Source organism: Bradyrhizobium liaoningense (assembly GCF_018130785.1).
Taxonomy (GTDB): domain Bacteria; phylum Pseudomonadota; class Alphaproteobacteria; order Rhizobiales; family Xanthobacteraceae; genus Bradyrhizobium; species Bradyrhizobium liaoningense_A.
The window spans coordinates 677,029-696,740 of record NZ_JAFCJT010000001.1; the positions used below are offsets into that span (position 1 = coordinate 677,029).

The window sequence follows — 19,712 nt, forward strand, 5'->3', positions numbered from 1 at the left end:
TAGCGCCGCGGTTCGCGTCATTGCGAACCGCGGCAGTTCTGTCGCTTGATCAGCGGCCGGTGAATTTCGGCGGACGCTTGGCGTTGAAGGCCTCGACGCCCTCCTTGAAGTCTTCCGACTGGCGCAGGCGGCTGTAGCAATGCCCCTCGAGCTCGATCGCGATGGCGAGCGTCGAATCCTCGGTGTCGTTGAGGAGCTTCTTGGCGGTGCGTTGCGCCAGCGGCGAGAAGGTGCGGAGCTCGTCGACCAGCTTGTCGGTCGCCTTCTCCAGCTCGGCATCCGGCACGCACTCGGTCGCGATACCCCACTCATAGGCCTGCTTCGCCGTAATGCGCTTGGATCGCATCACGATGTCCTTGGTGCGGGTGATGCCGACCATCTTCTGCAGCCGCGCCGAGCCGCCGGAACCCGGGATCTGGCCGAGCTTCTGCTCCGGCAGCGCGTATTGCGTGGTCTCGGAGGCGATGCGGAAATCGCAGGCCAGCGACAGCTCGAAACCGACGCCGAAGCAATAGCCGCGGTTGGCGACGATGACAGGCTTGGCGCAGCGCGCGGGTGCCGCGATGTTCCAGGCGAGCTTGGAGACGTGCTCGGGGCTTGCCTCCATGAAGCCGCCGATATTGCCGCCGCTGGAGAAGTGCTCGCCCTCGCCGCGCACCACGATGATGCGGACGCGCGGATCCTCGTCCAAGGTCTCGAAGGTCAGCCGCAGCTGGTCGCGCTGCGGCATCGCCACGACGTTGTAGGGCGGACGGCCCAGGATGATGTCGGCGCGCTCATGCGCCTCGTCGATCTCGACCTTGAACCCGTCGAGCTTGGCCAGCCGGGGATCGGCAAATGTGTAGGGTGACGGCATCTGTGCTTCCTTCCGTTGATGATTGATGATCAGGCCGCGTCCGACGGCGGCAGGCGCTCGGCCTCGTATTCTCCGGCGACCAGCAGTCGCCGCAGCAGCTTGCCGACCGGCGATTTCGGGATCGCGTCGACGAAGACGTAGCGGCGCGGCCGCTTGAAATTGGCGAGGCCGGAGGTCCGGCAGAACTGCTCCAGCTCGACATCGGAGACGGCGCGGTTGCGCTTGACGAAGGCGGCGACGACCTTGCCCCACTTCTCGTCGGCGACGCCGACCACCGCGACCTCGTCCACGGCGGGATGCAGCGACAGGCAGCTTTCGATCTCGACCGGCGAGACGTTCTCGCCGCCGGTGATGATCATGTCGTCAACGCGGCCGGTGACGAACAAATCGCCGTCGGGATCGACGAAGCCGGTATCACCCGTAAAATACCAGCCCTCGCGCAGGGACTTGGCGTCCGCCTCGGGACGGCGCCAATAACCTTCGAAGGACTCGTCACCTGCGAGCGTGGCGATGATCTCGCCCTCTTCGCCGACTGCGGCGAGATCCGCGATCGACCGCGCGCCGATGCGGACGACCTTTACGTGCTGGTTCAGCCCCGCCTTTCCGGCCGAGCCGGGCTTGGCCGCGGCGTTCTGGTCGATCGTGAACGTGTAGATCTCGGAGCTGCCGTAGTGGTTGACGAACAGCTCCGGCTTGAACGCCTCATTCAGCTTCTTCAGCAGACCATCGGTCATTGACGCGCCGGCGAAGCCGAGCTTGCGCACGCTGGAGACGTCGGTTTTGGCAAAGGCCTCATGATGGACGAGGTCGTGATAGAGCGTCGGCACCAGATAAAGATTGGTGATCTCTTCCTTCTCGATCAGCGCCAGCGCCTGGCGGCTGTCATAGCGCGGCAGGCAGATGAAAGTTCCCCCGATCAACGACATCGCCAGCAGCGAGCGGACGCCCATGGTGTGGTAGAGCGGCATCACGCCGAGCGTGCGCTCGCCGCGGCCGTAGAGGTTTTGCGCGACATGGGCGATCGCAGCGGCCCGCTCGGCGCGGTGCCGGCGTGGCACGCCCTTCGGGCGCGAGGTCGTGCCCGAGGTGTAGAGCATGATCGACCAGGCATCGGTGCCGACGCGCGGCTCGGCATCCGGCGCGCTGTCCTTGATCAGATCGGCGAAGCTGGTCGCCTCGCCTGCGCCGGGATCGACGGACACACGCAGCAACTTGCCTGATAGTGTCGAGCCCTGCACCGCCTCGGCGGAGATGTCCTGATAGATAATCGCGCAGGCTTCGGCGTTCTCGACGCAGTAATCGAGCTCGTCGGCCTTGGCGCGCCAGTTGATCGGCGTGATCACGAGACCTGCGAACTGGCAGGCCCAGTGCAGATTCGCGGCTTCCCAGCGGTTCTGCAGCAGCGTGACAACGTGATCGCCGGGCTTGAGGCCGAGGCGGTCGAACGAGGCAACGAGCGAGGAGATCTTGTCGTACCATTGGCGGTAGGTCAGGCGGAGATCGCCGTCGACCAATGCAATGGCGTGGGGATCGCGCGCGGCGCTGGCCATGAAGCTGCTGGCGAGATCAAGCATCTGACGTCTCTTTTTTGGATGAAGCGAGCTGGGCGGCGGCTTCGAGTGCCGCCTGGATGATCGGGGTGTAGCCGGTGCAGCGGCAGATATGCCCACTGAGGAGATCGCGGATCTCCGCCTCGGTCGGCGCCGAATTCTTCGCGAGATAGTGGTCGAGCGACATCAAAATGCCGGCGGTGCAGAAGCCGCACTGGAGCGCGTGGTTGCGGCGAAACGCCTGCTGCAGCACGCCGAGCCGGTCGGCCGAGGGTGCGAGCCCTTCGACCGTCTTCAGCTCGCAGCCGTCGACCTGCGCGGCGAGCGTGAGACAGGAGCGGGTCAGCATGCCGTCGACAACGATGGTACAGGCGCCGCAGACACCGTGCTCGCAGCCGACATGGGTGCCCGTGGCTCCCAGCTGATGGCGCAGGAAATCGGAGAGCAGCATGCGCGGCTCGGCCTCGCCCTCGACGGGCTTGCCGTTCAGCGAGAAACGGACAGCATGACGCTGATCTGCCTTGAGCCGGCTCATTGCAGCACCTCGCCGATCAGGTCGCGGCCGATCATACGGACGAGGTCACGGCGGTAACGCGCGGTGGCGTGGACGTCGTCGCGAGCACCGAGCTCGTAGGCGAAGGCGTTGAGGGCATCGTCGAGCGCAGTCCCTTCGAGCCGCGGCCAGTCGCGCGCGGTCGGCACGTCGGCAACGCCGCCGACGGCGAGACGCACGCCTGTCGGAATCTTCATCGCGGCACAGGCGACGATGGCGAAATCGCCGTGCCGGCGCGCGACCTCGCGGAACGCGAAACGCGATCCCCTGGTAACCGGCAGCGAGATCCCCTCGATCAGCTCGTCGTCGCTGCGTGCCGTCAGCATCATGCCGGCGAAGAAGTCCTTGGCCGCCACGCGCCGCCGCCGCTTGGCGCTGCGCAACAGCACCTCGCCGCCGAGCGCGACCAGTGTCAGTGGCATCTCGGCACTGGGATCGGCATGCGCGAGCGAGCCGCAGATGGTGCCGCGGCTGCGAGTCTGCACGTGCCCTACCCACGGCAAAGCCAGCGCCACCAGCGGCAACGCTTCGGCGAGGTCCGGCCATGCCAGCAAATCGGCCTGGCGCACGCCGGCGCCGATGACGACGGCGTCCTTTTGCCGTTCGATCTTGCGCAGCTCTTTCAAGCGCATAATGTCGATCAGCAGTTTTGGTTTGGCGAGACGCATGTTGAGCATCGCCATCAGCGACTGCCCGCCGGCGAGAACGCGTGCGTCGCCGCCTTGCTGAGCAAGACCTTCGAGGACGTCGCTAACGCTCTCGGCACGGAGATAATCGAATGCGGGCGGCTTCATCGGCGCCCCCCGAACAGGCTGGCGATCTTCGCCAGCACCGCGAACAGCGAAAAACCGCCGCCCTCCGCACCACCGCCGCCGGCCTTGCGGGCGAGCGCGGTGAAGAACTGGCCGATGATGACGCGCGTCGCGCCATCGAGCAGGCGGCCGCCGATGCTGGCGACCTTGCCGCCGATGGCAGCGTCATAGCTGTAGGTGAGCTTTGTGCCGCCGCTGCCGTCAGGCGCGAGCGTGATGCGTCCTTCGGCGTTGCCGAAGCCAAGCGCCCCCGTGGCGCCGCCGCGCAAGGTGACTGCGCGCGGCGGATCGAGATCGAACAACTCGACATCGGCTCGATAGCGGCCACTGACAGGGCCGATGCCGAGCGTGACGTCGGCGCGGAAATGCGTGTCGGTGATCTTGTCGACGCTCTGGCAGCCGGGAATGACGGATTGCAGCGTGGCGGGATCGAGCAGCATCGCCCAGACCTGCTCGGGCGCGCCTTTCACAGAAGCCTCGCCCTCGCCGCGCAGCCGCCGATCGCCCTCACGCACAGGTGCAGCGGTCGCACCGCCTGCGGGAGGCGGCGGTTCGGCGCCGCGCACAAGTTCCGCCAGTCGAGCCGGCACCAGCGGCAGCGTGATGTCGGCAACGCCGAGCGCATCCGCGACCGCATTGGCAAGGCACACCGGCGTGGACATGCAATTGCCCTCGCCGACACCCTTTGCGCCGAGCGGCGTGAACGGCGACGGCGTCTCCATGTGGATGATCTCAGGCTCCGGCACCTCGGTGGTGGTCGGCAGCAGATAGTCGGCAAGCGTTCCCGTCAGAAAGCTGCCGTCGTCGGCGTAGGCATATTCCTCATAGAGGGCGGCGCCGAGCGCCTGCGCAAAGCCGCCGCGGATCTGGCCGTTGACCATGCCGGGATGCAGGATGGTGCCGCAATCGTGCATGGTGACGTAGCGGTCGATCCGCGTCTCCAGCGTCGTGCGGTCAATCTCGACGCCGCAGAAGTCGAAGATGAAGCCGTGGCAGAGCGAGGAGTTGATGCGGTCGTCCTCGTCGGGCGGCGTCAGCTCCGGCGGCGTCCAGAACACGGTTTCGCGGATGGTCTGGCCGGCATCATCAGGCAGCGAGCCCGGCGACCAATGGCTGAGGGCGGCGACACGCGCGAACGCGATCCGGTTCTCCGGATTGTGTTTTGATGCGACGAAACCTTTTGCAAACACGATGTCGGCGGCTTCGACGTTCAACTGGCCGGCGGCGATACGCGCAAGCCTGCCCGCGACGCGCTGGGCTGCGATCTTCGCCGTACCTGCCACCGCCGCGGCGAACCGGCTGGCGTAGTTGCCCGAGGCGATCGACCAGGCATCCTTGGCCGTGTCGATCTCGGTATTGACGCGGATATCCCTCGGCTGGAGGCCGAAGACGTCCGCGACGACCTGCGACAGCACGGTGCGATGGCCTTGCCCCTGCGGCACGGATGCGACGTGAACCGTGACGCTGCCGACTGGATCGAGCCCGACGGTGGCGGTTGCCTGCGCGCCGTTCTTCGGCCCGGCCTTGCGGCGCTCGGCCGCCGTCAGCACGGTGGTGATATAGCCCATGTTGGAGACGCTGGGCTCGACCACCGCGGTGAAGCCGATGCCGTAGAGACGTCCCTGCGCGCGAGCTTCGTCACGCTTCGCCTTCAGTTCGGCAAGTCTGCCCTGCTCCACGGCACGCGCGACGGCTCCCTGGTAGTTGCCGGAGTCGAGCAATGCGCCGGTGGCGGTGCGATAAGGAAACGCGCCGGCATCGATCAGATTGCGCTTGATGACATCGAGCGGATCGAGGCCAAGGCCGATCGCGATCCGCTGCACCAGACGCTCCAGCGCGAAATAGACCTGCGGTCCGCCAAAGCCGCGGTTGAGCCCCGTCGGCGTCTTGTTGGTGACGACGACGCGGTTGCGAATCTTGACGTGACGGATGTCGTAGGCACCGGTCAGATTGCCGTGCATGCGGTAGAGCGTCGCCGGCTCGGGCGCCCGCAGATGCGCGCCGCAATCCTCGACCTGGTCCCAGTCGAGCGCGAGGATTTTTCCGTCGGCTGCGACCGCCGCCGACAACGTCGTCGCGCGATTGGTCGCCGACACCGAGGCGGTGAGATGTTCGAGCCTATCCTCGATCCACTTCACCGGCTTACCCGTGACGCGCGCGGCGGCGGCAATCAGCACGATATAGGGAAACACGCCCTGCTTGACGCCAAAGCTGCCGCCGGAATCCGGCGGCGTGCGCAGCCGCAGCCGATTGCCCGGCACTTTCAGCGCGCGCGCAATCACGGTGTGGATGCTGAACGGGCCCTGGAAATTTGCGAGAACCTCGTAGGCATCCTCGCCGGCGTCATGCGAAGCGACGACGCCGTAGGTTTCGATCGGCGTACAGGAGTTGCGGGGATATCTGATATCGATTGAGAAGCGATGCGGCGCCTCCGCAAAGGCCTTCTCAGAGTCGCCGTAGCGGAACGCGCGCTCGCTGGCGAGATTGCCGGGGAAGCCGTCATGCAGCACCGGCGCGCCCGGGGCGATCGCGCCAAGCGGATCGACGACGGCCCCGCGCGGGCGATATTCGACATTGATGAGTTCGGCGGCGTCTTCGGCGCGGGCGCGGTCGGTCGCCACAACCACAGCGACGGGCTCGCCGACATAGCGCACGCGGTCGATCGCAATCGGCCAGCACTCAACCGGCGCCTTCACGCCGACAACAAGGGTTGTCGTGACCGCCTTGACGTCCTCGCCGGTCAGAACCGCAGCAACACCCGGCAGGCGCTTTGCGGCTTCAGTATCGATCGAGACAATATCGGCATGTGCGTGCGGCGAACGCAGGATCGTCGCGTGCAGCGTGCCCGGCAGGACGCCGAGATCGTCGATGAAGCGGCCACGACCGCTGAGCAGCGCGGCATCCTCGATGCGCTCGATCGAACGCCCGACCCACGGTCTGTCGCCACCTTGATCAACCGAATTTGCGGATTGAACCGCAGCCTGCACCATGTCCCGGCATACCTCCCGACGCGTTCTTTGACGCGACGGTGACGTTTGTCAGGACAGGCGTGCAGGGCCCATACCGCCCGCTCTCACGACTTACCAAATCGTCTCATTCGAGAGCGTGCAGCGCAGTATCAGTCCGCAAGAATCAACCTGCGAGACGCGAGACGTTGCGAAACTCGCGTGGGCTGACGCCGGCATGATCGCGGAAGAACCGCGTGAAATGCGCGGGCTCCGGAAAACCAAAACGCTCGCTGAGCTCGCCAAGCGGCGTGTCCTCGCGCATCACGGCATCGAGCGCGCGCTCCATGCGGACGACGTTGAGATAGAGCTTTGGCGAGACGCCGAGCGAGGTCTCGAACAGGCGAAAGAACTGCGCGCGCGACAGGCCGGCGCCCTTCACGAACTGATCGACATTGGCATAGGAATCATGCACCCGCATCGCGTCCATCGCGCGGCGGATACGCCAGTCGCAGCTCACCGCGCTCATGCCACGGATCGACGTCGGGAAGCTGCGCCAGGGCGTGAAACGCTCGATCACCGCGATCATGAGGTCCGACAGCGTCTGCTCATGGGTCCGCACCGCGTCCGGATTTGCCATCATTTCAGCCGCAAGATGCAACGTGAGCTGGCGAATGCGCGGCGACACCTCTCCGGATGGCCGCTCGAAAAAGCCAGGCGCGCCGCTTGCGGCCCAGCCGGGACGGAACTCCTTCAGCCATTCCGGCTCGATATAGAGCGCCATGATGAGTGTGCGCGGCCGATTGGCGTCGTGCACATAGGCGTGCGGCTTCCAGCCATCGACGAGCACGGCGGCGGTGTCCGTCAGCGGCGTGACCTGGTCGCCGACGAGGAACTGCGTGTCGGCGCCCTCGACCTTGAGCAGGACATGGCAATGGTGATGGGCGTGCCGGACCAGCGAACGGTCCATGTCGAGCAGAGCGACCCTGCCGAAAGCGCCATGAGCGATGCGCAGGGCCGTCGACATCAGTTCCTTCCTCCCGGCATTGCGCCGCAAAATGGTTGGCTTGTTGGCGCGGCACTATAAGCAGCACCAGCTACATATTCCAATCGCGCAAACGGACGCAAGTTGCAGCCGGGCGGTAACCCGCTCATGTCCCCGCCTCCGCAAGCAGGCGCGCGACCGCGGCACTCGGGTCGGCCTGCAAGGCGGTCGCCAGATCGACGTCCTCCTCGCCCTTGACGCGGATGCGCTTGAAGGCGAGCTCGGGCGCATTGACGGGCGCGGTCGCATCCAGGCCCATCTTGGCACTGATGCCGTTGTCGGTGGTCGGATCGAGCTTCGAGCCGAGTGCGCCCGCGACCACCATGAGGTCGCGGTCGGCCTGGAAGCGTGTCGCCACCGCCCACTCGATCTCCTCGGACGAGGAGATGTCGACGTCCTTGTCCACCACGACCACCTGCTTGATGTCATAATGCGCACCGAAGGCGCACATCATGATGTTCTTGGGCTCGCCGTCATTGGCCTTGTCCATCTTGATGGCGAGGTGATAGCGGCAGGTGCCGCCGCGCGTGAGACGGACGTCGAGCACGTTGGGAAAACTGCGGCGCAGGTGCTGCAGCAGCGTCGCCTCGCGCGGCACGCCGCCGAGAATCAGGTGCTCGAAGCCGCCGCCGACGATGGTGTGGAAGATCGGCGCCTTGCGATGGGTGATTGCATCAACCTCGATCACCTCGCGATTGGCGCGCGGACCGTAATATTGGGGGAATTCGCCGAACGGACCTTCCGGCTCGCGCACGCCCTGAAGAATGCGTCCCTCGATCACGATTTCCGCATGGGCGGGCACGCGGACCGAATTGGTGCGGCATTTGACGACGTCCACCGGCGTGCCGAGCAGCGCGCCTGCAATCGCCATCTCGTCCTCGTCCAGCGCGGCAATCGCCTGCGAAGCCAGCATCAACGCCGGATGCGCACCGATGACGATCGCGATCTCGAGCGCCTGACCCAACTCTTCCGCGAGGCGATAATAGGAGAACGTGTGCCGCGGCAGCAGCAGCACGCCGATGCGGTTCTTGCCAGAGATCTGGCAGCGGTGGATCGACACGTTTTGCACGCCGGTCCGGGGATTGCGTGCGATCAGGAGCCCGGCCGTGATGTAGGGACCGCTGTCGCGCTCATTGTGCTTGGGAACCGGAAGCTGGCGCAGCAGGTCCACATTCTCGTGGACCACCTCCTGTACCGGCCCGCTCGCGACCTCATGGATGGGTAGCGGATTGCTCGCGGCAGCCAGGAACCGCGGCAGCAGCTGGTCCTCGGTGACGCCGATGGAATCGGCAACCCAATCGCGGCCGGCAAAGAGATTGGCTACGACAGGAATCTCGTGCCCGTCCGGCCGCGGAAACAATACGGCGCTATCACGCTCCAGCCGCTTGGCGACGGCGGCGAGCTCGTCGGCCAGCCCGATGCCCTCGCGCGCGATGGCGAGCTTGCCGCGTTCAGCGAGATGAGCGAGCCAGCCGCGCAGATCGGCTTGCGCCTTGGCGCTCTTTCCGGCCGGAGTTTCCATTTGCATGTAACGGGTCTTTCCTCAGGTCTTCACGTCAGGGCGCGATCTTGCGCAGCGACGGCGAGCGGCGCTTGAGCGCCTCGTCCTCGCCCCAGCGGCGCACCACGCCGATGTCGATATCGTAGAGGTCAAGCACGCGGCCGACGGTGTGCTCGACCATGTCTTCGAGGTTTTCAGGCTTGGCGTAGAACGCCGGCACGGGCGGCGCGATGATCGCGCCCATTTCGGACAGCGCCGTCATCGTCCTGAGGTGCCCGGTGTGCAGCGGGGTCTCGCGCACCATCAGCACCAGGCGCCGGCGCTCCTTGAGCACGACGTCGGCGGCGCGGGTCAAAAGCGTCGTGGTCACGCCTGAGGCGATCTCGGACATCGAGCGCATCGAGCACGGCGCCACGATCATGCCGGCGGTGCGGAACGAGCCGCTGGAGATTGCCGAGGCCATGTCGTCGATCGCATGGCAGACATTGGCGAGCGCCCTCACCTCCGCGATCTTCAGGTCCGTCTCGTAGGCAAAGGTCACCTCGGCGGTCTTCGACATCACCAGATGCGTCTCGACGCCGGCATTGCGCAGCAGCTGCAGCAGGCGCACGCCATAGGTGACGCCCGAGGCGCCGGAAATGCCGATGATCATCCGCTTGGGCGTTGCGTCCTGCATATGTCTGATTTCGCTCCCTGGGCACACGCCCCCTGAGGTCACGTGGCCCGCCGCAAGACTAGGGAATGGCACCCATCAGCACAAATAATGATTGATTATATCATTCATCATCTGAGATGATGGACCGCGAGCAAGATCGGCGAACGAAGGACGGGCCCCGTGGAACTCAGGCAGATGCAATATTTCCTGTGCCTGGCCGAGGAGAAGAACGTCACGCGGGCCGCGCGCCAGCTCAACATCGTGCAGCCGGCGCTGAGTATGCAGATCGCCAAGCTCGAGGCCGAGCTCGGCCAGAAGCTGTTCGATCGCAGCGTCCAGGGCATGACGCTGACCAGTGCCGGCGAGGCGCTGGTGCGGCTGACGGCGCCGATCGTACGGGATGCGGAGTATGCGCGGCAGGAGATGGCCCAGCTCGGCGGTCGCATCTCCGGTCGCGTCTCGGTCGGCCTCATCACCTCGGTCGCGCAAAGCACCATGGCGAGTTCGTCGGCGACAGTTGCCAGTCGCTATCCCGAGATCACGCTGTCCGCCTGCGAGGGTTACACCGAGACGCTGGTCGACTGGGTCAACACCGGCCAGCTCGACTTCGCGCTGATCAACGTGCCACGCCGAAGGACGCCCCTCGCCGCCCACCACGTCATGGACGAGGAAATGGTGTTCGCCTGCCGAAAGGACGGCCCGATCAAGCCTCCGGTAAAACTGCGTTTCGACCACATCGCGAATTTCGATCTGGTGCTGCCCTCGAAACGTCACGGCCTGCGGTTGATCCTCGACGAGCACGCCGCCGCTCTCGGCATCGACCTGCGGCCAAGGCTCGAGCTCGACACCCTCCCGGCCCTCTGCGACGTCATCGCGACCACCGATTTCGCAACGGTGCTGCCGACCATCGCGCTCCGGCAATCGCTTGCGAGCGGCGCCATCCGGGCGCATCGCTTCGACGAGCAGAAGATCGTGCGCTCGATCGCCTGGGTTCATCACCCGCGGCGAGCGGTGTCGGTCGCGGCCAAGGCCGTGCTCGACGTCATCAGCCATGATCTTGCGCAGGCCGCCGCCGTGGCAAGAGAATTCGTGGAGCCTGCCTCCGGCAGGACGAGCTCAACGTCCCGCAAGGAGCGCAGGAAGCCGCGGAGGCGAACCGGTTAGAACTGATCGAGATCCGGGCCGACCGCGTTGAAAGTCGCGATCGCGAGCCAGATATTACCTGCACCCAGCTCATCGCGTCCGGACCGATCACCAACCGCCGCCCCCGGACGCGGCAACGAGCTCACGATCAAAACCAGATAACTCAACCAGTCGAGAAGGGAGCGAAGCCTTGAACGGGCCCGGCCAAGCCCTGCAAATTTCCGGACCATCACAGCCACCGCAAGGACGGCTCACACGAATGCTGCTGCGCTGGTTGATGCACCCGGCGCGCGTCACTGCCATCGAGGCCCTCTCACCACGCTTTCGACTCATCGAGCTCGAAGGCGAGGCCCTCAAGGACGCCGCCTGGACTGCGGGGCAAAAGATCCAGGTCGCGATGGGCGCGGGCCTCAGCGCACGCACCTATACCCCGATGTCGTGGGACACAGGCCACGGCAGGACGCGGCTGCTCGCCTTCGCCCATGGCGACGGCCCGGGCAGTTGCTGGGTGCGCGGTTTGCGCGCAGACGATTCCTGCCATTTCTTCGGCCCACGCCGCTCCCTCGATCTTGCCGGCCTGGAGGCACCTGTCGTCCTGTTCGGCGACGAGACCTCGTTCGGCCTGGCTGCAGCTCTGCGCAACAATCTGCGGGCCGGCGGTGCGCTCCACATGTTCGAAGTCGCTGACGCAGCGGAATCGCAGCAGGTGCTGAATGCCGTCAACCTCGGCCAGGCGCGATTGATCACACGCAGCGCCAGCGAGGAGCATCTCACGGCCGTCGAGGCGGAAATGCTGCGCCTTGCTGCAAACGGCGCGCAGTTCGTCCTGACCGGCAACGCATCCTCGATCCAGCGCGTCAGCCGCGCCCTGAAAGCTGCGGGCGTCGCGCCATCGCGGATCAAGGCAAAAGCCTATTGGGCACCGGGCAAGACCGGGCTGGATTAAGCCCCGATTCACTCGGACAAGATGTCGCGCCCATAGCAAAATGAGACGCGTTGGTAAGTTTTGAGACGAGCAGGCATGACGGTCGCATTCACGAGATAACTACGGTCCAGGCGCATAAAATCGCGACCTGGTGCTCATCCCGATGACTCTTGTCCCGGACGGTCCCAGGTCTGGCAGAACAAGACACAGTCGGGAGATTCAGTCCGAGATGACACGGTTCGATCGCAGCAAGATCACGGACAGCACTCAGCAGCAGCGCGAGGGATTTCGTCCTGACCGGAGGTCGCTGCTCTCGCTCGGCGCCGGCGCGGCTCTCGCCGCCACCGGGCTGTGTCCCGCACAAGCACAAGACTATCCCGTCCGGCCGGTGCAGGTGCTCGTGCCCTTTGCCGGCGGAAGCGCCAGCGATGTCATTACCCGCATCCTGCTCAACCGCATGTCCACGTCACTGGGACAGGCCTTCGTGGTCGACAATCGTCCCGGCGCCGGCGGCAATATCGGCACCGCGGCCGCAGCGCATGCGGCCCCGGACGGCTACACTCTGCTGATGAGCACTTCCGGCCCGCTGGCGGCGAACAAGTCGCTCTACAAGGATCTGCCTTACGATCCGCTGAAGGATCTCGCCCCGATCGGGCTGTTCGCCACGCTGCCGAATGTCATCGTGATCAATTCGAAGCTGCCGCCGAAATCGCTGCCCGAGCTGATCGACTACGCCAAGGCGCATCCCCGGGAGCTGAACTACGGGACGGTCGGCGTCGGCTCGTCTCAACACCTCGCGGCCGCCTATTTCGAGCAGCTCACGGGCACTGAGATCACGCACGTTCCCTACCGCAACATCGCCGCTTACACGCCGGACTTCATCGCAGGCCAGGTCCCGCTCGGCTTCCAGCTCTTGCCCAACGTCCTCAGCCTGATCAAAAGCGGCGATGCGCGCCCGCTCGCGGTTGCCAGCGACAAGCGCATGACCGCGCTGCCTGAAGTGCCGACCGCGGCCGAGGCAGGTCTGAAAAATTACGAGAGCGCGGCCTGGCTCGCTTTGCTGGCGCCTGCGAGCACCGGCAAGGCCGTGGTCGACAAGCTCTATGCGGCGATGGTGGAAGCCGTGAACGATCCGAAGGTGCGCGCCCTCTTCGTCGAGCAGGGCGCCGAGCCGCTGGTGATGGACCCGCAAGGCCTGACGAATTTCATGACCGCCGAGACCACGAAATGGGCCGGGATCATCAAGAAGATCGGCATCGAGCCGATGTGATCAGCCACATCGCTTCGATGTGACGGTCACACCAGGCTCGACTTGCCGCGGCTCAGCACTTCGCCCGCGCCCTTGTCGCCAACGATCTTGCCCTGCTCGTACACCACGCGCCCGCGCGCAATGGTGGTGACGGGCCAACCGGTGACGTCAAAGCCCTCCCACGGCGTATAGTCCGCGCCGTGATGCAGGTCGGTCTGCCGGATTGGCTTGGTCAGCCTGGGGTCCCACAGCGCAATGTCGGCATCGAAGCCGACACCGATCGAACCCTTGCGCGGATAGAGGCCGTAGATCCGCGCATGGTTGGTCGCTGTCAGCTCAACGAATTTTTGCAAGCTGATCCGTCCTTTCGAGACGCCCTCCGAGAACAGGATCGGCAGCCGCGTCTCGACGCCGGGGATGCCGTTCGGCACCCAGCGGAACGAGGTACGGGAGTTTGGCGTCAGCTTGCCCTTGGGATCGTCGTAGCGGAACGGGCAGTGATCGGACGAGAAGGTCTGGAACACGCCGGTGGTGATGCCTTCCCAGATTGCCCGCTGGCTTTCGGCATCGCGCGGCGGCGGCGAGCAGACATATTTCGCGCCTGACATGTCCATGTTCAGGCCCTTCATGTCGTCGGCCGTCAGCGTGATGTATTGTGGACAGGTTTCCGCATGCACCGGCAGCCCACGCTGCTGGGCCCAGCGCACCTGCTCCATCGCCTCGCGGCCTGAGACGTGCACGATCATGATGGGAACGCCGATCACTTCGGCATGGCTGATGGCCCGATGCGTCGCCTCGCGCTCGACGGCCTGCGGCCGCGACACGCCGTGATAGTAGGGCGCGATGTGGCCTTCGCGCTCCAGCCTGGTGGTGAGGAAGCGGATCGCGTCATAGCCCTCGCAATGGACCATCACAAGCGCCTCCTCGCGGCGCGCGACATCGAAGACTTCGAGCAGCTGCTTGTCGCTGAGCACGAGGTCGTCATAGGTCATGAACACCTTGAACGAGGTGTAGCCGTCCTTGACCAGGGCCGGAAGCTCCTGCCCGAGCACGACCGCGGTCGGGTCGGAAATGATGAGGTGGAAGGCGGTGTCGATGTAGCACTCGCCCTCGGCGAGCTTGCGGTAGTTCTCGACGCAGGTGCGCAGTGAAGTCCCCTTCTCCTGGAGCGCGAAGGGCAGCACCATGGTGTTGCCGCCGGCCGCCGCTGCGCGCGTCGCCGAGGCAAAATCGTCGGCCATCACCACGTCGGGGCCGGAGGCCTGGGAGATGTGGACGTGGCTGTCGATGCCGCCCGGCAGCGCCAGCAGGCCCGTCGCGTCGATCTCGCGCGCCGCACCTTCAATGCGGTCGGCGATGCTGACGATGCGTCCGTCGCGAATGCCGATATCGGCACGAAATTCGTCGCTGGCCGTCACGATGGTGCCGCCGCGAATGGCGAGATCGAGCTGCGTCACATCTGTCTCCGTCACTTGATGATCGCTGATGTCTGGAAAATCCGGCCCCACTCGGCAAAGGCCGCGATGTCGCCGCCGGCAAGCTGCAACGTCCGCCACAGCGTGACCGCGACCGAGTCCAGCACGGCGATGCCCAACTCCCGTTCGAGCGGGGCCGCCAGCGCGGCGCCGTCAAGATTGGTGCAGAGGACGACCACGGTATCCGCGCCCTCCGCCGCGACGGCGCGGATCAGCTTTGCGATCGTTGCGGGCGCGACCTCGCCAAAGGAAAAATTGTCGCGCAGGCCGAGATGCCGCTCAGCGTGAGGGGTGATCCCCTCCCCGGCCCAGACATCGCCGATACGCCGCTGCACGTCGTCCGTATAGGGCGAGACCAGGCCGACACGTCTGGCGCCGAGCGCGCGGACAGCGTCGATGCAGGCGAGCGTGGAGGTCGTCGCCGGGATGCCGGTCCGCGCCGGGATCGCTTCGCAAAGGTTTTGGTCACGGGCGACGCCGAGCCAGCTTGCCGAGGTGCCGTTCCAGGCGATGGCGTCGACCCTGGCGTCCGCCAGCAGGTCCGCTGCCGGCAGCATCACCGAGGCATCGAACTGGCTCAGCGCCACGGCATCGAGCGCGATCTCGGTGACGCGGAAGCGCGAGAAATGTGCGGTGACGCCGGCGACGCCATGCAGCATCGAATTGGTGACGGGCTCCAGCACCGAATTGGAGGACGGCGTGATCATGCCGAGGCGCTTGCGCTGAACTGACATCGATCACGGTCGCCCCATTGGGGGAGCGCACCGCTGCGCCCCTCAGACGATCATCCTCGCCTGCCATCGCCCGCGCAACCCGCAATTTGCATGCTGCATATGATTTGTTCGAGACGCAGGCTCAGGTCGCGAAGGTCGACCGCAAACGCCGCCAGCCGATGACGATGCCGGTGACGGAGAACACCAGCCCGAGCAAGCAGAGCCCGACAACAAGGGCATCGCGCAGGCGCGGATGCGCCAACAGCACAGGAAAATCGAGCGTGTGAAGCGCGCTGTAGAACCAGCGATAGGCCCGCCGGGAAGAATCCAGCCGTTGCAGCACAGCGCCGGCGGCGCTGTCGATATCGAACCAGACGTCGCCGCAGCGGGAGCGGTAGACGGGGGCACCGGGGACGGCGGACTGCGCGGGATAGTCGTCATTGTCGGCGAGAACGGACGGCGTGCCGCAGTTCGCGCCGAGGCGCGTCGTCAATTCCTGAATGTCGCGCACACCTAGAACTCCCGCTTGTCCATCACGGGAGAGATACCCTGCCCTGATCAATGTCTGGGAACCGGGTGCGAACCGATCGCGACGGTAGACATTGCCTGCGAACGCGAACCATTCGACTTCGCGGACCGCCGCTGCCGGCAGCTGATCGCGCGATGAGGCCGCCGTCCAATCCGCCGCGGCATACACCACACCGGCTTCGGCCGGCGTCAACTGCCCGCGCGAGAACAGCCGGCCGTGATCCATGGACAGCCAACCGCTCAAAATCCAGGTCAGGACGAAAACGGTCGCGACAAGACCGATGACGTGATGCAGCGCGTGCCAACCGCGATAAGGCGACGAAATCCCGCGTCCTCGTATCCTGACGCGCGCGATCCCGAGTACCGCGCCGAGCACGGCCGAAATCGAGGCCAGCAGCGACAGCGTCCAGACCACACGATCCCATAGCGCCCAATGGCTCCTCAGGACCGTTGGATAAATCCAGTGCAAGACGCTGCCGACCAGGTTCCACCCGCGTTCGCTTCGCGTCGTATCCAGGACAATCTCGCCGGTAAGCGACGAGACATAGATTTCCGTTCCGGCGGGATCGCCGATGGCGACGCGAAACAGGGGCCGGTGGCGGTCAAAGCCGTTCGGCACGCTCCATTGATCGTAGTCGGAATGCGCGACGATCCCGGCCGACGTGGCATCGAGCCCGCGCTGACGGGCGTGATCCCGCGCGATGACGAGCGCGATGTCGGGCGACGTCACCGATGCCTCCGCCCCGTCGGAGGCGCGGACCGCGCGGACGCGCGATGGCCCCGATACGATATAGATCGATCCCTCGCGCCGCTGGATCAGACGAACGCGCGCGACATCGGCGACCCCGCTCGCGGCCACCGCATCGGCGACCGTGATCCGCGCCTCTCCGCGCTCCACTGGCGCGAGTCCGGAGAAACGTTCCGCTTCCGTCAATGACGGAAACGGAACGAAGTGCATCACGATCCCCGTCGCAAACCACATCGCGAACAGCAGGCAGAACGCGATCCCGAGCCAGCGATGTAGCAGGACGATCGCGCTCATCATGCGTTCAGCGCCTCACCATTTGAACGCGGCCGAGAGCTCGTAAGTGCGCGGTGTGCCGAGCAGGATCTGGTCGGGATAGAACGGATCGCCCCAGATCGCGTAGCGCTTGTCGGTGATGTTGCGCACGCGGAAGGTCAGGCGGGCCTGGTCGACCGCATGGAACACCGTTTTGGGGATGTCGACGAAGGCATAGACGTCGGCGATTGTGTAGGCCTTCATCGTCACGACGTTGGCATCGGTGTTGTAGCGGTCGCCGACATGGCGGCCGGTGACGCCGACTTCGACCGGCCAAGGCGTGAAGAACCGGTACGACGCGCCGGCATTGGCCACGACGCGCGGCACGTTCGGCGGCGTGTTGCCGGAGAACGAGCCGCCGGCGAAATTGTAGTCGGCGTAGCGCGCATCGACATAGGCGATGTTGCCCCAGAGGCGCAGCGGCTCGATCGGGCGCACCGCGGCCGCAAGCTCCACACCCTTCGACTCCTGCCGTCCCGCAATGTTGAGTGTCTGGCCGCCGGCCGCCGCATAGACGTTCTTGCGCACGATATCGTAGGCCGAGAACGACCACTCCGCCCGGTTATCCCAGAACAGATGCTTGACACCGGTCTCGTAGGTGCGCGCGGTGGTCAGGTCCAGGTTCTGGGTCGGACCAAGCAGGAAGATGTTGTTGGCCGAGATGTCGGCGCCGGTCGCATACTGGCTGAAGAAGGTGAGGCCGGGCACGGCGTCCCACGTGTAGCCGATGCGGCCGGTGACGGGCGCCCAGTCTTGCGTGAACGGGAAGTTCGCCTTCTCCAGCCCGTTCTTGTCGATCGAGTTGCGGTCAAGCCCGATATGCTCGACGCGAAGGCCGCCGATCAGCGCAAAGCTGCGTGTCAGCTTCAGCCGGTCCTCGAACGACAGCGCTTCGTTGTCGATACGTGCGGTCTGCTGCTGCGTCGTGAGCAGGCCGTAGAAGCCGCGGTTGGGATCAACCAGCGAAACGGAATCGCCGGGGAAATTTGCGGCGCCCGGCCTGACAAAGTCGAGATAGCTCGACGACAGCGTCGTGACCAGCCGGTTGTCGAATCCGGCGATGTTGGCGTCCCAGATCAGGTCGGTGATGTTGCCGACGAGGCGCTGGTTGTGCGCGACATAGAAGCGCTCGCGATCGACCAGATTCGTCCCGGAGTTGAAAGCCTCGATCTCGTTGTTGAACCAGCTACGTTCCGCCCCATAGCCATAGGCCTGGCTCTTCAAGGTCAGGTCAGGCGCGAGCTTCAGCTCGAAGCCGCCGCGGAGCCAAACTTCCTGCGCGACATTGCGGTTGTCGAGCACGTTGTAATTGGTGTTGAAGGTGCGGTCGTCGATAGTGACCGCACCGAGATTGGTTCCGTTGTAATTCGAAACGTAATTGCCGGAGACGATGCCGCTTGTCGCGTGCGAACCGCTGAAGGCGATCGGCACCAGCGGCGCGCCCCAATAGGCTTTCGAGCGGTCTTCCCGGTACTCGATCGCGCCCCAGATCTTGAGGCTGTCGGAGATGCGGTAGTTGAGCTGGCCGGAGACATCGAATGTCTTGGTGTTGGTGTCGTCGGCAAATCCGTTGAGCGAGGCGCGGCTGATATCGAAGCGGTAGTCGAGGCCCTGCACGTTGGTGCTGCCGCCCGAGCCGTAATGGACGCCGAACGAGTTGAGCGAATCCCAGGAGAAATCCGCCTCGTTCCGGATCGCCCCGGTGTGCGGCTGCTTGGTGACGAGGTTGATCGACCCGCCGGCCGCGCCCTCACCCGATATCAGCGAGGCCGGGCCCTTCAGAAATTCCACGGCTTGGAGATTGGCGGTGTCCGTGATCCGCGAGGTCATGTTCTGTGGACCGATCTTGATGCCGTTGTAGAGCATGTTGATCTGGCTGTTGGTGAAGCCGCGCATGGAGAAGGCCGCGGGCTCGGCCGGATTGTCGCCGGAGGTGACGCCGACCGCGCCCTGCGCCACCTCGGACACGGTGCGATAGCCCTGCTCGCGCATGGTCTCGGCCGAGATCACCTCGACGGTCGCGGGTATCTGCCGTACGGTCAGGCCGAGCCGCGAGGCGCTTTCAGCCACAACATTCGTATTGAGGGGTGTCTGCACCGCGCTCGCCGCGGCGGGCTTTGGCGCTGCTGTCGCAGCGGCCGCGGATCTGCGCGATGACGCGCGGCGAGCGGCTTGCCCTTCCCGGCCTGCTGGCCTCGCCTGCTTGCGGGATTGGGCGGGCGACACCTCGACAGGCGGCAGCGGTTCGCGAGCCTGCTGCGCCACGGCGGCAGGCAGATCGAGGGCGGCAAAGGATGTGAGCGCGGCGGAAGCGAGCAGGAAGCAACGTGGTCGTGCAATACGGATGGAAGACACGGTTTGAGAACCTCGGTATGACGTCAGTGGCACGTCACAGCGAACCAAGGTCCCATCTTCGGCTTATCAAGCCTCCGATAAAGCCGAATGTCTGTACTCCCCGACCGACATCTTCGCGTGTGACCACGGCTGACGGCAGGTCTCCTGGCTCGCGGGTCAGTACCTTGCGTCGCCTTCCCGGGACCGAGATTCCCAGTGGCTCGTGACACAAGATTCGCCGCTTACAGTTGCGGGGGCAGCCACGGCATTGGGGACAACATCCCCGCACCGCATTCCCTTTTCATCCCCTCTCGGGGAAACCGTCAAAGCCATCTAGGATTACCGACAAGACAGAGTCAATGTGCCGG

At 65.3% G+C, this 19,712-nt stretch carries 16 protein-coding genes and 1 riboswitch; of the genes, 3 read left to right on the plus strand and 13 right to left on the minus strand.

From position 1 onward, the window contains the following. Positions 1-49: 49 nt before the first annotated feature. The 8 genes from JQ627_RS02995 to JQ627_RS03030 all read right to left on the minus strand — a co-directional run bounded on the left by JQ627_RS02995 (position 50) and on the right by JQ627_RS03030 (position 9,938). Positions 50-856: an enoyl-CoA hydratase/isomerase family protein gene (locus JQ627_RS02995; protein ID WP_212482652.1), complete on the minus strand. Its 807-nt coding sequence runs from the start codon at positions 854-856 to the stop codon at positions 50-52. 29 nt (positions 857-885) lie between these two features. Next, positions 886-2,430: an AMP-binding protein gene (locus tag JQ627_RS03000; RefSeq protein ID WP_212482653.1), complete on the minus strand. Its 1,545-nt coding sequence runs from the start codon at positions 2,428-2,430 to the stop codon at positions 886-888. Beyond that, positions 2,423-2,941, minus strand: coding sequence for a (2Fe-2S)-binding protein (locus JQ627_RS03005; protein ID WP_212482654.1), 519 nt, complete (start codon positions 2,939-2,941; stop codon positions 2,423-2,425). The genes JQ627_RS03000 and JQ627_RS03005 overlap by 8 nt, the downstream gene beginning before the upstream one ends. Beyond that, positions 2,938-3,753 carry a xanthine dehydrogenase family protein subunit M gene (locus tag JQ627_RS03010; RefSeq protein ID WP_212482655.1) on the minus strand — a complete coding sequence of 272 codons (816 nt, stop codon included), beginning with the start codon at positions 3,751-3,753 and terminating at the stop codon, positions 2,938-2,940. Before JQ627_RS03010 ends, JQ627_RS03005 begins: the two co-directional genes overlap by 4 nt. Then, on the minus strand, positions 3,750-6,761 hold the full coding sequence (locus JQ627_RS03015) for a molybdopterin cofactor-binding domain-containing protein (RefSeq protein ID WP_212482656.1): 3,012 nt from the start codon (positions 6,759-6,761) through the stop codon (positions 3,750-3,752). Before JQ627_RS03015 ends, JQ627_RS03010 begins: the two co-directional genes overlap by 4 nt. Before the next feature lie 142 nt (positions 6,762-6,903). Beyond that, positions 6,904-7,743: a helix-turn-helix transcriptional regulator gene (locus tag JQ627_RS03020; protein WP_212482657.1), complete on the minus strand. Its 840-nt coding sequence runs from the start codon at positions 7,741-7,743 to the stop codon at positions 6,904-6,906. Positions 7,744-7,867: 124 nt separating this feature from the next. Continuing rightward, positions 7,868-9,289, minus strand: coding sequence for a UbiD family decarboxylase (locus JQ627_RS03025; RefSeq protein ID WP_212482658.1), 1,422 nt, complete (start codon positions 9,287-9,289; stop codon positions 7,868-7,870). Positions 9,290-9,317: 28 nt separating this feature from the next. Further along, positions 9,318-9,938 (minus strand): UbiX family flavin prenyltransferase, encoded by a 621-nt coding sequence (locus JQ627_RS03030; protein WP_212482659.1) that lies wholly within the window; start codon positions 9,936-9,938, stop codon positions 9,318-9,320. Between the two features lie 174 nt (positions 9,939-10,112). Here JQ627_RS03030 and JQ627_RS03035 point away from each other — a divergent pair, with 174 nt between their 5' ends. Then, the gene (locus tag JQ627_RS03035) at positions 10,113-11,081 is read left to right on the plus strand and encodes a LysR family transcriptional regulator (RefSeq protein ID WP_212483152.1); all 969 of its coding nucleotides are present in this window, start codon (positions 10,113-10,115) and stop codon (positions 11,079-11,081) included. On the opposite strand, the gene JQ627_RS03040 is transcribed toward JQ627_RS03035, so the two are convergent. Further along, positions 11,078-11,290 (minus strand): hypothetical protein, encoded by a 213-nt coding sequence (locus JQ627_RS03040; RefSeq protein WP_212482660.1) that lies wholly within the window; start codon positions 11,288-11,290, stop codon positions 11,078-11,080. The two genes, JQ627_RS03035 and JQ627_RS03040, sit on opposite strands and share 4 nt — an antisense overlap. Before the next feature lie 29 nt (positions 11,291-11,319). On the opposite strand from JQ627_RS03040, the gene JQ627_RS03045 reads away from it, so the two are divergent. Next, the gene (locus JQ627_RS03045) at positions 11,320-12,006 is read left to right on the plus strand and encodes a siderophore-interacting protein (RefSeq protein ID WP_212482661.1); all 687 of its coding nucleotides are present in this window, start codon (positions 11,320-11,322) and stop codon (positions 12,004-12,006) included. Positions 12,007-12,214: 208 nt separating this feature from the next. Beyond that, positions 12,215-13,255 carry a tripartite tricarboxylate transporter substrate binding protein gene (locus tag JQ627_RS03050; RefSeq protein ID WP_212482662.1) on the plus strand — a complete coding sequence of 347 codons (1,041 nt, stop codon included), beginning with the start codon at positions 12,215-12,217 and terminating at the stop codon, positions 13,253-13,255. Between the two features lie 26 nt (positions 13,256-13,281). Here the strand turns inward: JQ627_RS03050 and hydA are convergent, their stop codons facing one another. The 4 genes from hydA to JQ627_RS03070 all read right to left on the minus strand — a co-directional run bounded on the left by hydA (position 13,282) and on the right by JQ627_RS03070 (position 19,365). Beyond that, positions 13,282-14,691 carry a dihydropyrimidinase gene (gene hydA / locus JQ627_RS03055; protein ID WP_212483153.1) on the minus strand — a complete coding sequence of 470 codons (1,410 nt, stop codon included), beginning with the start codon at positions 14,689-14,691 and terminating at the stop codon, positions 13,282-13,284. Positions 14,692-14,702: 11 nt separating this feature from the next. Continuing rightward, positions 14,703-15,443 (minus strand): aspartate/glutamate racemase family protein, encoded by a 741-nt coding sequence (locus JQ627_RS03060; RefSeq protein ID WP_212482663.1) that lies wholly within the window; start codon positions 15,441-15,443, stop codon positions 14,703-14,705. A gap of 121 nt (positions 15,444-15,564) precedes the next feature. Then, positions 15,565-16,995, minus strand: a complete 1,431-nt coding sequence (locus tag JQ627_RS03065) for a PepSY domain-containing protein (protein ID WP_212482664.1) — start codon at positions 16,993-16,995, stop codon at positions 15,565-15,567. Positions 16,996-17,007: 12 nt separating this feature from the next. After that, positions 17,008-19,365: a TonB-dependent siderophore receptor gene (locus JQ627_RS03070; RefSeq protein WP_212482665.1), complete on the minus strand. Its 2,358-nt coding sequence runs from the start codon at positions 19,363-19,365 to the stop codon at positions 17,008-17,010. Positions 19,366-19,481: 116 nt separating this feature from the next. Beyond that, positions 19,482-19,684: riboswitch (cobalamin riboswitch) on the minus strand. Positions 19,685-19,712 lie beyond the last annotated feature (28 nt).